We start from the raw sequence: 13,663 nt of genomic DNA, 5'->3' as shown, positions 1-13,663 counted from the left end.
AGTATTGGGAAATTTCCCCCTCATATTTTAACCACTATCTTATTCCATGAATTTAAAACTTCCTAGTGCAAAGTGCAAAATATTTGTAATTGGCAGAAGTGGATTTTAATGCATTTCTCCGCTGCAACTCGGTTTTTGCTGTAAGTATGCGGCTTAGCAGAACTTATCCTACCCCCGTTATAATAGCATTTAATGGAAGCTTTAATCCTGCAGTATAAGCAACATGTCAACTGCATTTTTCAAAGATATATTGTTTAATAAGTTCTTCATTACCAAACGAATCTAATTCTCTTGCCTGACATATGGTATTCTATGGGGATTGGAAAACTTAGGCAATGAAATCTCAGAACTATACTACATAATTTTCAAAAATTTGCAACTAAGCTTTCCTAGGATTATCTAGGAAATATGGGGGAAGAATATATATGAATAGGAGGATAGGGGAAATTTGGGCCCGTAGCTCAGTTTGGATAGAGCACTGGCCTCCGGAGCCAGGGGTCCCGGGTTCAAATCCCGGCGGGCCCGCATCCAATTAAATTTCAATTTTCAACAGTTACTCTTGATTTTTAAATTTTTTTACATATTGTTATCGCCCTATCTACTGTAACGCCTCTATTTATATGGGGAAGAGAGTTTGGTAGAAAATAATTTAAGTCAAAGGGTAGACTCCCTATTATTATAAATTTAGTTGGGGGTTGAAGATGGGCTTTCGAAATCTAAGTAGGGCATCTTTAATAACGTTTATTTTGCTATCCCTAGTCTCTCTTTTCGCTGATATGACTTATGAGGGGGCTAGGTCTATTTCCGGAGCATACTTAGAAGTGCTTAGCGCCACCGCTGTTTTTGCAAGCTTAGCCAGTATTGGTGAGTTTTTAGGATACATCATGAGATTTGTTAGTGGTATTTTGGCAGGATATTTTAAGTCAAGTAAAGGTTATTGGGGATTAACCTTTATGGGTTATATATTAAATTTGATGGTTGTCCCCCTCCTAGCCTTCTCCGGCCAATGGCAAATGGCAATCCTCCTCATATTCCTAGAGAGGATGGGTAAGGGGTTAAGGACACCTACTAGAGATGTTATATTATCGGAAGTTACTGAGGAGATTGGTAGGGGTAAAGCTTTTGGACTTCATGAAGCTCTTGATCAAGCAGGAGCAGTTTTAGGACCCTTAATAGTTTCAGTGGTACTCTTTAGAAGCAATAGTTACGCATTGGCTTTTCTAGTATTAGCGTTGCCAGCAATGGCTTCTATACTATTTCTCTTGGGTGCATATATGAAATATCCTAGGGTTAAGGCGGCTGAGAAGGCTATTCCACTTTCAAAGAGTGGAGCTGTTCTCAATGATGTTTTCTGGCTTTATACTATTTCTATGTCTATTGTGGCCTTTGGCTTCATTCATTGGATTAATGTGTCATATATCTTTAAGGCAGAAAACATACTACCCGATTATCTGATATCCACAATGTACCTAGTAGCCATGCTTGTTGATGGCCTCCTAGCATTTCCAGTTGGATTGATATATGATAAAATTGGTTTAGTATCATTACTCATAACGCCAGTATCCGCTGCATTGATAGTTCCAATGATCTTTATGAAAAGTTTTGCTTCAGTGTTGTTTGCAAGTATCTTTTGGGGTGTTGTGATGGGGATATATGAGAGCACTGCACGTGCAGCAATAGCCGACATCTTACCACCTGAGGGGAGGGCATATGGTTATGGTGTTTTCGGCTTATTTTATGGGACAGCTTGGATGGCTGGAACAATAGCTTATGGTTATCTCTACCAAAATCTCACCAGCTACCTATCATTATTCACTATATCTATTGAATCAATAGCACTCATAATACTGCTCATTACCGTGAAACGATTTAAAGATTTCAGAGGTAAATGATGCTAGGAAGACGTATGTAACATCGTTTAGTAATAGTGGTCAAGGGGTATGAGAGTGAAGGGATGAAAGTTAACGCTGGACTAGAACGGAATCCTTATATCTCCCAACTTGTTTTGAATTGGCTTTTTAGGTGAGTGGCATTGACGTTTTGCCGTGGAAGATTTCTCGAGTTGGAAAAGTATTGGCTTTTGCCTATACTCTTAGGTTTTGTGATTGGTTTAGCTGTATTTGTCATGGTCTGCATATATAGAATCTTAAACCATGTTTCACTGTTGATAGTAAATTTTGATCCAATTTTCATTTTCGCCTCCACGGTTATCGCAATTCTTGGTGGATACTTAACTGTAAAATTCTTTGCAGATAGTAAGGGGTGCGGATGTGGAACTGAACTTGTAATTGAGAGGTATCATCATAAAAGCGGCTTTGTAAGTTTGAGGGATACTGTAAGTAAAACTCTGGCTTCAGCAATAACCATAGGTTTTGGTGGAAGTGCAGGGTTGGAGGGGCCGAGCCTCCTACTTGGAGGTGGAATTTCCTCTTTCATTACTAGGAGGCTGGGGTTAAGTCAGAAGGATGTAAAGGCCTTGTTTTTATGTGGTGCCGCTGCAGGGTTCTCAGCCATATTTAAAGCTCCATTAACTGGAATATTGTTTGCACTTGAGATACCATATAGGAGGGATGTTGAAACTGAAGTTTTCGTTCCAGCTTCAATAGCTTCAGTTACCGCTTACTTCACTTCAGCCATGACTCTTGGGACTGAAACTATTTTCTCATCGTCCACACTTGTAACGCCAACTTTCCCCACACTTATGCATGCAATCTCTATAGGTGTTTTGACAGCCTTTGTTGCTTTGGCATTTATGGGAATATTTGAGAAAATGAATGCTTTGAGCATGTGGCTGTCCATGAGAATCCCTCCACTTTTAATGTGTGTATTTGCTGGATTGATGCTTGGCTTAATAGGGTTTTTCCATCTGGAAGTTCTTTGGCTTGGCTATGATTTCATCCACAAGATAATTACAACGGATTTGGGGCGCTTATCCATTACAACTTTAATTGCAGTTTTAATACTCAAAATTTTAGCTACAAGTCTAACCTTGAATTTCGGTGGGAGTGGTGGGCTTTTCGTTCCATCAATTTATGTTGGTGGAACCCTTGGGCTGATTTATGCGCAGATAATGGGACTCAAACCAACAATCTTATATGTAACATTGGCTATGAGCGCCCTACTGGCTGCAACTAGTAAGAGCTTATTGACAAGCATATCCCTAATCGCTGAAACTGTAGGTCCAAGTTCCATAATACTTGCATTAATCTCCTCCTCAATAAGTTACTTCCTCACAGGAAGTAGATCTTTCTATAAAAGTCAACTTACAAGTAAAGTTGATGCTGGCATACCCCATGCTTCCATGGATAAGCATTCTTTTTAATGCTCTTCTCCCTAAATATGAGTAGTTATCTTAACATATTTGCTAATTCATTTTTGAAGATGGAGAAAAATGGGGATTTTTGACGTGTTATCTCTTCCTCCTTACCATTACTCCACCTATTAATCCGCCTATCAGTCCGAATAGGGGGAGGGAGATTAATGCAGTTAAGCTTGCTAATCCTCCAATAAAGGCCCCTAAGGATCCAAGGAATGCGAATCCTAAGGTTGTTAACAAAACACTTTCTATTGTTGCCCCAATTACACCGCTTAGAAATCCTGCTAAAGCGCCTCTGCCAGCATCGTCCTTAGTAAGGATTCCTGCAACCATACCGGCTGTGATTGGACCTATAATTGGTATCCATCCGAAAATGATCATTAAGGCAATACCTGCAGCAATACCAGTACCTATTCCTCCATATTCATCATAAATGAGTTTCAACATTTCCAGTGCATCGAACACAAATTTTATTTTGCAAATTATTTAATTTTTCCATAAAAAGTTCCATTATATAAACTTGGTTTAATTTGAAATGAATTGACGTTATAAAATGGATGCCCAGAAAACCTAGAGCTCTAGGCTCTGCGAGTGAATGGGCAAGGTTTAAATAAATGGAAAGAGTGAGGAGTATTTAAGCATGTTGCAATGACCAGTGAAGCTTCAAGCTGAGGTGAAATGGAAGTTTAGCCCATAGGGTAATATGTTCTATGGGATGGGGGAGATGTGAGCCCCCAAACCAGCAAATGAGGGGAATGGCGTAAAGCCACCTATAAACGCTGGAAGCCCCGCGACTTCAGTCGTGGAGTATCTCACTAAAGGGGTATTGAATAAGCATGAGGATATATCGATGTATGTTGTCGTCAGTTTATATTTTAGGTAAATAATGCTTTAGAGCGTTTATATTATTTACATTTGTTTCATGTTGGTGGAATATGGTTGGAAATGATTCTCAACTTTTAAGCTTATAATAATGGCGATCCCTGTTGATTATGGTTTCTGGGCTATACATTTATAGCTCCCACTTCACTATTCTATATTTGGTGTATTGTGTTTGGGTAAGATTGATAGGGGTGTTGGTTGTAGTATTGCTGGATGTGTGAATAATGCTTCCCACTCATTATCTGTTAGGGAGGTTTCCAATGCACTTTCAAAGCTTGGATTTAAACTTTCATCGGATTCTGCTCGTAGAGTGTATTTGTGTGAAGAGCATTATAAGGCTGTTAAGAAGGTTTTGAGGAAGGAGAGGATGTATGAGCGTTGGAGGTTTGGATGAGAGGGTTGAGGAGCCCTCTGAGGAGGAAGAGGAGGAGTTTAGGGAATCCTTTGAAGAGGAGGAGCTTGAGGTAGTTCCCATAAGTGTTGAGGAGCCTAAGAATACTGGTCCATGCGTATTGCTTGCAGTCATGTATGATGGTTCTGTGGGTAAGGCTTTATGTAAACTATACGATCCATCCAATGGTAAGATATATTATTGGCATGATAATACTGGGCACATGCCATACTGCCTAACAGATCTAACTCCTGATCAGGTTAAGAGGCATGCTGTTGCAGTGCATAAGGGGTTTAGGGGGGTTTATGAGGTTGAGAAGTATGATCCCCTTAGGGATAGGGTTTTAAAGTTCTCCAAGATAGTTGCATCAGACCCTCTCTCTATTGGTGGTAGGAGGAGGAGTATTAGGGAGATTCTTCCAAAGGCTTGGGAGGATAGGATTCCATACAACAATTGTTACATTTATGATTCTGGATTAATTCCAGGTCTTTACTATATGGTTGTGAATGGGGATTTGAAGCCTGCACCCATGGAGTTTCCCAAGGATGTAGCTTCAGAAATACTGAAGTTCTTTAATGGTGAGCCTAAGGAGGTTTTGGATTGCGTTAAGGATTGGCTTCCATTATTCCTAATTCCAGTTCCAGATATACCTAGATTGGCCATAGATATTGAGGTTCTCTCCACAGCTAATAGGATTCCTGAACCCTCTAAGGCTGAGGATCCAGTTATATGCATTTCCTGCGTTTCATCCAATGGTTTGAAGAGGGTTTTCATGCTTAAGAGGGAGGGGATTGATGAGGGTGTTAAACCTAAAACTCTCCCCGGAGATGTTGAGATAAAGTTCTTTGAGGATGAGGGGGTGATGTTGCGTGAAGTTTTCAAGCTCATCACTTCATACCCAATAATAGTCACATTTAATGGTGATGATTTCGATTTAAACTATCTTAGGCATAGAGCTGCAAATATTGGTATTAAGCGTGAAGAGATCCCTCTTGCCATGGGGAGGAATTATGTTGATGTAGTTCCAGGGGTTCATATAGATTTGTATAAGTTCTTCAGTAATAGGTCTATTCAAGTTTACGCTTTTGGGAATAGGTATAAGGATGCAACCCTCGATGCTGTGGCTACATCGCTTCTGGGTGTTGGGAAGATAACTTTGGATAGGTTGATAAGTGATCTATCCTACTATGATTTAGCAGCCTACTGTTTTAGGGATGCTGAGATAACCCTCAATTTAACATCCTTCAATGATGGAATTGTTATGAAGTTGATAATGCTGTTGATGAGGATTAGTAAGCTTAGTATGGGTGATGTTGTTAGGAGGGGGGTTTCAGTTTGGATTAGGAATATGCTCTATTATGAGCATAGGAGGAGGAATTACTTGATACCATCAAAGGAAGATATAATTGCAGCTAAGGGGGTTTCAGTAACTAGGGCTTTAATTAAGGGTAAGAAGTATATGGGGGCTATGGTGATTGAACCTAAGCCTGGAATATACTTCAACGTTACCGTGCTGGATTTCGCATCCCTATATCCATCAGTGCTATATAGGTGGAATTTATCATATGAGACTATAAATTGTCCACATGAGGAATGTAGAAGTAATAAGGTTCCGGAACTTCCACATTGGATATGCACTAAGAGGAGGGGGCTCTCCTCAACCATAATTGGGATGCTTAGGAATATGAGGGTTTACTGGTTTAAACCTAAGGCTAAGGATAAAAGTTTAGATCCCACCGTGAGGACTTGGTATTCCGTTGTGGAGCAGGGTTTAAAGGTCTTCCTCAATGCCAGTTATGGAGTTATGGGGGATGAGAATTTCCCATTATACTGTCCACCTGTGGCTGAGAGCATTACTGCCATCGGTAGATATGTGATTTCCAAGACCATTGAGAAGGCTAAAGCTCTCGGCGTTGATGTACTCTACGGCGATACCGACAGCATATTCCTACATCAACCAACACAAGATCAAGTTAAACGCTTGATAGATTGGTCTATTGGCGAGTTTAAGATAGATTTGGATGTGGATAAAGTTTACAGGTACGTTACATTTTCAGGTCTTAAGAAGAATTATCTAGGTGTATTCAATGATGGTTCCGTGGACGTTAAGGGTCTTGTGGGTAAGAAGAGGAATACACCTGAATTCTTGAAGAAGCTATTCATGGATGTTGTGGAAATACTTGGGAAAGTTCAGAGTCCAAGGGATTTCGAGGAGGCTAAATTGAAGATTAGGAGTGTGGTTAGAGATTATTATGTTAAGTTGAAGTGTAGGGAGCTCAACCTCGATGACCTTGCATTTAGAGTTAAGCTTTCAAGGGATCTTGATCACTACGTTAAAACCACCCCCCAGCATGTTAAGGCTGCAAAGCTTCTTGAGAAGTTTCAATCTAGGAAGCTTGGAGCTGGAGACATAATATCATATGTTAAGGTTAAGGGGGAGATGGGGGTTAAACCTGTTCAACTTGCCAGGATTGATGAGATTGATGTGGATAAATATGTTGGGCATATGGAGACTACCTTGAGGCAGATTCTTGAAGCTATAGGGATAAATTTGGATGAGATATTTGGGGTTAGAAGTCTTGATAAATTCTTCTCCAAGAAGTAGTTTAAGATGCTCTTCTCTCCACCACATATGCTCCCAAAGTTCCCCCAAATACTTGGACAATTAAAAGTTCTATTACGAGGGATATTGGCATTCTGCCGAAAATTGATAGGAAAAGTATGTTCAACATTACAGATGTTAATCCAATGGTTAAACCAATCTTCATCCTATCCCTATATGCCACTCTACATATTAGGTAGCTTGAAATTGCTGTTGATATTAGGAATGTGGTCACTATTATTGCTTCCGCAGCTGACAATAATTCCTTCATATATTCCGTGATGTATGATATTAGGGATATTATGAGCCATCCAGGTGCATCTGCAAGGAATGCGCTTGCAGCATACTCTTCTAATCTTGGCATTCTACCCTCCATTAAAACCCCCAACACTTATTTACATGTTTATGCAATTTTTATATGAGTATTTTGGTGATTCCATGAGTGAATTGTTGAAGTCATTTATGGAGGATAAACGTATTCTGGATAGGGTTAAATTTGAAGACTATCTTTCAGTTTATTTTGATGTTAGGCCAGCATCCTTCTTCACCATGATTGCAGAACTTCCAAATGCTAGGGAGATTGGCGCTAAGATTGATCTTGAATGTAAGGATGATTTGGCTTTGATAATGTCCACTAGGGATATACAGTTGAGGGGGGAGTTGATAATTGAGTTGAGGAAGAAGATTGATGAATTGTTTAAGAAGTATGTTTTGGATTCCGATGTATTTAAGGCTCATGAGTATTGGGCTAAGAAGCTTGGTTTGAGGATGGAGATGGATAAGGTTAGGCCAAGCATATGTGAAGTATATCTATTTAAGGATAAGAGTGTGGGTAAGAGGTTGAAGAATTTATTTTATATTAGGAGGGAGATTAGGAAGGCAATATATCAGATGCAAACCATCACTTTACCACCATCCCTACTGGCGTATCCTGAGGAGCTTTCCTCAAAGTTTGTTAGTGAACTTGGGAGTATACTTGGGTATCCTGAGTGTTGTATTAAGAGGTATGCTGAGGAGAGGGCTTCAGGCATATATGTTGAGGGTAGGATATCTGAGCAGATTAAGAATTTGAGGAGATCTGGGGATAAGCCAAATGTTTTCTCATTCTTCTCAAGCAACTTTATACCCCATGACCCTAAATGTGAGAAGGCTGCTGAAATTGGAATGAAATTGTATGAGGCTTTAAGGGATAATATTCCAGGAGCTCATCAAAAATATTATGCTATCCTAGAGGAAAACGTTAATACTGCTGAAAACTTCCCTGAGGTAATTAGGTCTTATAGGCAATCAGCTGAGTCTAGACTTAAAGACCTACTCATGCATACATGATGGAAAAGTTAATTATCCTATGTTTAAACTAAATATTTATGGGTGCTTGTAATTGGCATATGTAAATTTAGAATTAACACCTGAGAGAAAGAAGGAGCTTATAGATAAAATTGCCACAGAGATAGTTAAACGTGGTCTTGAAACCCCCGCGATAATGCTTCTCGAAACTTTTAAGCCATTAAGCTTTATTGGAGCTGAAATGGCTATATTCTACCTATTCCCCTACATTAAAGCAATAACCACAAATCCAATAGTTGATGAGATAACAGCACTCTTCCACGATAGGTCTGCAGTTGAGGAGCTTATTAAGAGAATTGAGGAGCTTGTGGAGATTGAGAAGGAGAAGGAGAGGGCTGCTAAGGAGGCTAAGAAGAGGGCTAAACAGTTGGCTTCATCATCCACTGATAGGAAGAAAAGATTTTGGATTTTTGGTAGTTGAATTCACTCTTCCTCCTCTTCTTCCTTAGCCTCTTTTGAGGTCATTTCACTGCACCAATCCATTATCTCCTTCTTAGCTTCCTCCCTAAATGGAGCTCCAATGGTTACTATAAATACCTTGTTATCCTTATATTCGTCGTCAAACCATTCATTGTCGAATGATATTACGTATATTGGTAGCTCAACTATAACTGTCTTCTGCTGTGTTCTCTGAATACTCAATTTTGAATATACTTCATATTCCTCATTAGTCAATGGTAGCTTTATCTCCATTGGATAGCTGTCTCTTATTATTATGAAGTCTGATTTACTGCTATCCCATAACTCCATAGCTTCCTTAGCCATCTCCTTTACAGCTTTATCTAGGTCTAAGTCCATCTCCTTATATATCTTGGCATTTCCATTCTCGGAGAGTATTACTATGCTCTTCAAACCTTTTCACCCATAGCTTCAAGAATTATCTTCTTAGCTGCATTCACGTCTGGTTGCCCCCTTTCATTTAATGGCACTCTGGACATTACGTACTTCACTCCCTCCTCATCTTGTATGAATACTTGTGGTATATCTATACCACCATACTCATTCTTCACACCATATTTATCTAGGAATTCGTAGTCTTCCTCTTTAAACTCCACTTCAAACCCCCTCTCTTTAGCCAATTCAGATACAGCCTTCTTAACGTATTTTGAAGCTTCCTCCCATGATGCTGAAACCACAATTATCTTCTTAGCGGTCATCTAATTTACACCTTGCCTAATGCTTAAAGTCAAAGACAAATATTTATCTTTGTTGGTTTAAGGTTGCGAAAACATTATTTACCTCCATAATACATCATTCACTTTGTGGTTTGTATGAGTGAGGGTGGCGCTTCAGATGTTTCAAGCATCCCTGAAGATTTGAAGCATAGGATCTTCTATGAATGGGTGCATTACAACTATACTTTTGATGAGCTTGCTAAGAAGTATAATTTAACTTGGGAGCAGATATTTGAGATAATTAAGAGTACCCCCACCAGATATGCTTGGATCAAACCAAAAGAGTTTACCCCCAAATGATTCTCTCTAATAAACATTTAATTGCGCAACTCATTTATAGCGGCTTCATCATTTATCAGCGCTTTGTCCCATTATTCATCGTTGCGCAGGCTCAGATGGTCTAACGTCTTCATTAAATTCAGAACCCGAGTTCCTCCTCATAGCCCGATAACTTATTTATTGGTATCACACTAATTAATTTAGTGTTTCATGGGTTGCTGGAGGAGCTTAAACCCCTTGATGGTGGAACTTACACACTTATAGTTCTTGCTTCAGGGGATTTCAGCGTTAATGTTGGTCGTATGGGTTTAATTCACTTTAGAGCTGGCTTGTACACTTATACTGGTTCGGCTCTCAATAGGAGGTTTGGTTTGTATAATAGGGTTTTAAGACATTTGAGGAGGTATGGTAAGAAGTTGAGGTGGCATGTGGACTACTTATTGTCAATGGATTTGGTTAATGTGAAGGGTTTATGCGCATCCCATAGTGATTTTAGGGTTGAATGTGCCGTGGCTGAAGCCATACTTAAAACACTCAATGGTATTCCAATAATTGGTTTCGGATGCTCCGACTGTAGATGCCCAAGTCATCTACATTATTTTGAATCCATGAATTATTTTGAATTGTTGGATTCCATATGCAAATTATATGTTGATTTGGGTTTAAATCCAATAAAAATACTTTTATCTTGAACCGAGTCGCATACCGCCTATGATGTGCATAAATTTCATTACGATGTCTCCATATGTGAAGGTTATGAGTGTGCCTATGGCTATGAATATTATTAGTGGTAGAGCTGGGGTAACCCATACATCCCCCTCTAATATTCCATTATCATAAAGCTTTACTATATCTTCCAACCTCTCTTCACTTAATGATGCTCCAACCCTTATACTCAACCTCCTCTTAACAATTCCATCCTCCACTTTTACTTCCTCCATTGGGTATAGGAATTTCTTGCCCTTAAGTTCACTTAACCTTATCTTGTATCCAGTCATCATTGCCAAGATCTTCTTAAATACACTCTCCCCCTCCAATCCTGTAAATATATTCTCACCCATTGCCACTCTACATGTATTCCTTAATAGCAGGTATATTGCTGGTATTGTGGATAGTAGTATTGAGTTGTTGAATATGGATATTGATGTTATTGGGTGAGTATTGAGTTTTATGGATAGTTCCTCAGGCATTACTGGTATCAGTATGCTTAGGGATATTAGTGCTTTTGCATCTGCCCCACCGAAGAAGTCCAGTTTGTATAGTGTCAATCCAGTTAATATGGAGAAAAGTATAGATGTGGCTGAGAGCATAATCCAGAGTCCAAACCCTTTAACGTATGCTTCATAGATGAATAATGGTGTTCCGGAGGCTGCCATGAAAACCCATATCAAATCATTTATCTCCCTACTCTTCCAATCTTGCCATGATGATATGGTTAATCCTATTGCTGCAATTATGAATCTAGCGTAGTATATCTCGTTCATCATTTAATTCTCAAAGTATTATTCTTGAACTTCATATATTAATAATGTCTAAGTGGATTTGTGAAAGATTTATCTTTAAGATTCTACCAATCTGCATATTGGTGTGGGGGTTTGAGGTTTAAGTCTGGCAGCTCTAGAGTACTCATTTGCCCAAATTGTGGGTATAAGTTCGATTTAACGTATTCCAGAACATTTTCATGTAGTGGATGTGAGTATTCGGTTCTAGGTTCATGTGGATATGCTAAATGTCCAAGATGTGGACATGAATTTCCAATAAAATAGTTGCATAAGAATTCTTTGAATCGCCTTTAAATACCATTTTGAATCGTTTAAATGGTGGTTGAATTTAAGAGTGTTGAATTCTCACTGTTACTGGTCATCTCAATTATAGTCTGCTCATCATTTACATACTATTTTGGTATAATAGTTTATGGTGGTGTTGATAGGCTTAAGTTTGAAAGTAATAAGCTTACATGCGCATTAATATATTCATCCATCAATGGAATGCTTAGTTTAGCAAGTTATTCTGGGGTTGAGGATGTTGAATTGAAAATTACACTCCCCTATAGGCTATCCTCATCCCCATATGTTTTGAGTCTCGTCAATAATGATGGTTGTGGAGTTATAATTGTTGGTGAAGGTGAATCAGCTTACTCGATCAGTTTGCCACCATATGTTAGGGTTTCAGAGTCTTATCTGAAAGTTTATGGTGGCACTATAATTTTGAAGTTGAAGTGTTATGGTGGGATCATTGAGATTTCAATTCATGGTGGTTAGGCATGTCTGAAACCATTGAATTCTCATTCTCCATTATAATCCTATTATCAGCCCTATTCTTCTCCCTCCACAATATGGTTTTAGTTGGCAATTATGTTTATAGGAGTATTGATGAGTCTTGTAAATCCATTATTGTTAGTGGTGTTGAAATAAATCTTATAAATTCTAGAATGCCTTTAAATGAATCCCTACATGAGTTTAGATTACAATATGATTTTGAAGGTTTAAACTGTAAATTCTCAATAATTCTTTTGGAGTACAATGTTTATGGGGGTGAATATTTACCGGAACTTTCCCATCCAATTTTCATTGAGTTTAATGGTAGAGTGTATTTTGTTGGGGTTCCTGGGGTGTAGGGTTTGAGGGTTGGGGCTATGTTCTCCCTTGAAGCATTCTTATCAGCTGTAATCCTCCTATCATCCCTACTAATATCATACAGTTTAGTTTCAAAGTATATCCCCACATCAAGTGATGAAATCGATAATGATGTTAAGTTTTTATCTTTTATGTTATCGCTGGATAGATCGGGCTATTTGGATGAAATATTTAGGTGTGGGGATTACATGAAGCTTTACAATGCCTTAAAATCCGTTTTAAATTTGAATTTCGGGATGACCGTTATTGATGGTTTTAGTGGTGTTGTTTTGTTTAAGCATCCTGAGGGTGCATCTTTTAGTAGAAGCCTCTACTATTATTTCTATTCCAATTATGGTTTCTTCATAATTTCAATTTCTTGGTGTTGATTTTGAGGGGTGAAGCATTCCTAATATTCTCTTTGATAATTTCAATAATGATACTGTTTTATGGAGCTTACACTTGCACCCTCACTTCAGGGAGAACCCACTTCCCCGAAATTGAATTCCTATATCTACATGTATTGAACAATCTTTTGGATAAATATTTTCAAGGTATCCTCAGACATTACCCCTTAAACTCCATGTTCATAAATTCTTCCATATGCAATTTGGCTGATGTTCTCTTTAAGTATAGATCTATTGTTGGTGTTGATGAGTTTCATTTCTCAACTATTTCGAATTTCAAGTACAATTCCACGGATTCCCAAATTTATTGCTTCTGTAGATTTATGATTCGTGTTGGTAGCATATCTCTTACACGTAGTTTAAGTTACAATTTATCCCTTCATGTACTTGATTGTTGGGTTAATGCTTCACAGATCACTTTGAAATACTTATTTATTGAGAATGGACGTATAGTTCACCCATCACATATGGCCTTCTATGTTCTTATGAATTCCTCGTGGGTGAATGTTCCTGATTACTCTGAATGTTCTGAGGGTTATGTTAAATTGTATGTTGAGGGTAATGGTTATCCATCGATGATTCTCTTGGACTTTACTAGTTCTATGGGTGTTAGAATTACGGCTTTAATCAGTATTCGCCATTGATTCAT

General features: G+C 38.6%; 18 protein-coding genes and 1 tRNA gene. 14 read left to right on the top strand and 5 right to left on the bottom strand.

The window, feature by feature from the left end; all coding sequences use genetic code 11:
* Window positions 1–450 precede the first annotated feature (450 nt).
* The 3 genes from MRT15_RS02150 to MRT15_RS02140 all read left to right on the top strand — a co-directional run bounded on the left by MRT15_RS02150 (window position 451) and on the right by MRT15_RS02140 (window position 3,322).
* A tRNA-Arg gene (locus MRT15_RS02150) sits at window positions 451–525 on the top strand.
* Between the two features lie 176 nt (window positions 526–701).
* Window positions 702–1,892 carry an MFS transporter gene (locus MRT15_RS02145; RefSeq protein WP_304327484.1) on the top strand — a complete coding sequence of 397 codons (1,191 nt, stop codon included), beginning with the start codon at window positions 702–704 and terminating at the stop codon, window positions 1,890–1,892.
* A 140-nt stretch (window positions 1,893–2,032) separates the two neighbouring features.
* The gene (locus MRT15_RS02140; protein WP_304327483.1) at window positions 2,033–3,322 is read left to right on the top strand and encodes a chloride channel protein; all 1,290 of its coding nucleotides are present in this window, start codon (window positions 2,033–2,035) and stop codon (window positions 3,320–3,322) included.
* A gap of 87 nt (window positions 3,323–3,409) precedes the next feature.
* Here the strand turns inward: MRT15_RS02140 and MRT15_RS02135 are convergent, their stop codons facing one another.
* Complete coding sequence (locus tag MRT15_RS02135) at window positions 3,410–3,763, bottom strand: DUF5518 domain-containing protein (RefSeq protein ID WP_304327481.1); 354 nt, start codon at window positions 3,761–3,763, stop codon at window positions 3,410–3,412.
* Between the two features lie 607 nt (window positions 3,764–4,370).
* Between MRT15_RS02135 and MRT15_RS02130 the strand changes: the two genes are divergently transcribed.
* Window positions 4,371–4,592, top strand: coding sequence for a hypothetical protein (locus MRT15_RS02130; protein WP_304327479.1), 222 nt, complete (start codon window positions 4,371–4,373; stop codon window positions 4,590–4,592).
* Complete coding sequence (locus tag MRT15_RS02125) at window positions 4,570–7,194, top strand: DNA-directed DNA polymerase I (protein WP_304327477.1); 2,625 nt, start codon at window positions 4,570–4,572, stop codon at window positions 7,192–7,194. The genes MRT15_RS02130 and MRT15_RS02125 overlap by 23 nt, the downstream gene beginning before the upstream one ends.
* Window position 7,195: 1 nt before the next feature.
* On the opposite strand, the gene MRT15_RS02120 is transcribed toward MRT15_RS02125, so the two are convergent.
* Window positions 7,196–7,567 carry a hypothetical protein gene (locus MRT15_RS02120; RefSeq protein ID WP_304327475.1) on the bottom strand — a complete coding sequence of 124 codons (372 nt, stop codon included), beginning with the start codon at window positions 7,565–7,567 and terminating at the stop codon, window positions 7,196–7,198.
* A 62-nt stretch (window positions 7,568–7,629) separates the two neighbouring features.
* Here MRT15_RS02120 and MRT15_RS02115 point away from each other — a divergent pair, with 62 nt between their 5' ends.
* The gene (locus tag MRT15_RS02115) at window positions 7,630–8,520 is read left to right on the top strand and encodes a DUF483 domain-containing protein (RefSeq protein ID WP_304327473.1); all 891 of its coding nucleotides are present in this window, start codon (window positions 7,630–7,632) and stop codon (window positions 8,518–8,520) included.
* Between the two features lie 52 nt (window positions 8,521–8,572).
* On the top strand, window positions 8,573–8,959 hold the full coding sequence (locus tag MRT15_RS02110; protein ID WP_304327472.1) for a hypothetical protein: 387 nt from the start codon (window positions 8,573–8,575) through the stop codon (window positions 8,957–8,959).
* A 2-nt stretch (window positions 8,960–8,961) separates the two neighbouring features.
* Here MRT15_RS02110 and MRT15_RS02105 read toward each other — a convergent pair whose 3' ends face one another.
* Together MRT15_RS02105 and MRT15_RS02100 are read right to left on the bottom strand one after the other, a co-directional pair.
* Window positions 8,962–9,390, bottom strand: coding sequence for a DUF2286 domain-containing protein (locus MRT15_RS02105; protein WP_304327470.1), 429 nt, complete (start codon window positions 9,388–9,390; stop codon window positions 8,962–8,964).
* A complete protein-coding gene (locus MRT15_RS02100) occupies window positions 9,387–9,695 on the bottom strand; it encodes a hypothetical protein (protein WP_304327468.1) in 309 nt (102 codons plus the stop codon). The genes MRT15_RS02105 and MRT15_RS02100 overlap by 4 nt, the downstream gene beginning before the upstream one ends.
* Window positions 9,696–9,809: 114 nt before the next feature.
* Between MRT15_RS02100 and MRT15_RS02095 the strand changes: the two genes are divergently transcribed.
* Together MRT15_RS02095 and MRT15_RS02090 are read left to right on the top strand one after the other, a co-directional pair.
* Window positions 9,810–10,013, top strand: coding sequence for a hypothetical protein (locus MRT15_RS02095; protein WP_304327467.1), 204 nt, complete (start codon window positions 9,810–9,812; stop codon window positions 10,011–10,013).
* A 194-nt stretch (window positions 10,014–10,207) separates the two neighbouring features.
* On the top strand, window positions 10,208–10,684 hold the full coding sequence (locus tag MRT15_RS02090; protein WP_304327465.1) for a DUF123 domain-containing protein: 477 nt from the start codon (window positions 10,208–10,210) through the stop codon (window positions 10,682–10,684).
* On the opposite strand, the gene MRT15_RS02085 is transcribed toward MRT15_RS02090, so the two are convergent.
* Window positions 10,676–11,479, bottom strand: a complete 804-nt coding sequence (locus MRT15_RS02085; protein ID WP_304327463.1) for an A24 family peptidase C-terminal domain-containing protein — start codon at window positions 11,477–11,479, stop codon at window positions 10,676–10,678. The two genes, MRT15_RS02090 and MRT15_RS02085, sit on opposite strands and share 9 nt — an antisense overlap.
* Before the next feature lie 57 nt (window positions 11,480–11,536).
* Here MRT15_RS02085 and MRT15_RS02080 point away from each other — a divergent pair, with 57 nt between their 5' ends.
* The 5 genes from MRT15_RS02080 to MRT15_RS02060 are packed head-to-tail and all read left to right on the top strand — an operon-like array spanning window position 11,537 to window position 13,658.
* Complete coding sequence (locus MRT15_RS02080; RefSeq protein WP_304327461.1) at window positions 11,537–11,758, top strand: hypothetical protein; 222 nt, start codon at window positions 11,537–11,539, stop codon at window positions 11,756–11,758.
* Between the two features lie 51 nt (window positions 11,759–11,809).
* On the top strand, window positions 11,810–12,253 hold the full coding sequence (locus MRT15_RS02075) for a hypothetical protein (protein ID WP_304327459.1): 444 nt from the start codon (window positions 11,810–11,812) through the stop codon (window positions 12,251–12,253).
* A gap of 2 nt (window positions 12,254–12,255) precedes the next feature.
* Window positions 12,256–12,609: a hypothetical protein gene (locus MRT15_RS02070; RefSeq protein WP_304327458.1), complete on the top strand. Its 354-nt coding sequence runs from the start codon at window positions 12,256–12,258 to the stop codon at window positions 12,607–12,609.
* 3 nt (window positions 12,610–12,612) lie between these two features.
* Window positions 12,613–12,996, top strand: coding sequence for a hypothetical protein (locus MRT15_RS02065; RefSeq protein ID WP_304327456.1), 384 nt, complete (start codon window positions 12,613–12,615; stop codon window positions 12,994–12,996).
* A gap of 2 nt (window positions 12,997–12,998) precedes the next feature.
* Complete coding sequence (locus MRT15_RS02060; RefSeq protein WP_304327454.1) at window positions 12,999–13,658, top strand: hypothetical protein; 660 nt, start codon at window positions 12,999–13,001, stop codon at window positions 13,656–13,658.
* The last annotated feature ends 5 nt before the right edge of the window (window positions 13,659–13,663 follow it).

Origin of the sequence: Candidatus Culexarchaeum yellowstonense, from assembly GCF_024707025.1 — an archaeon.
Taxonomy (GTDB): Archaea; Thermoproteota; Methanomethylicia; order Culexarchaeales; family Culexarchaeaceae; genus Culexarchaeum.
Note: the sequence above shows the minus strand (reverse complement) of the source record. Positions and strands in the feature narration are given on the sequence as shown.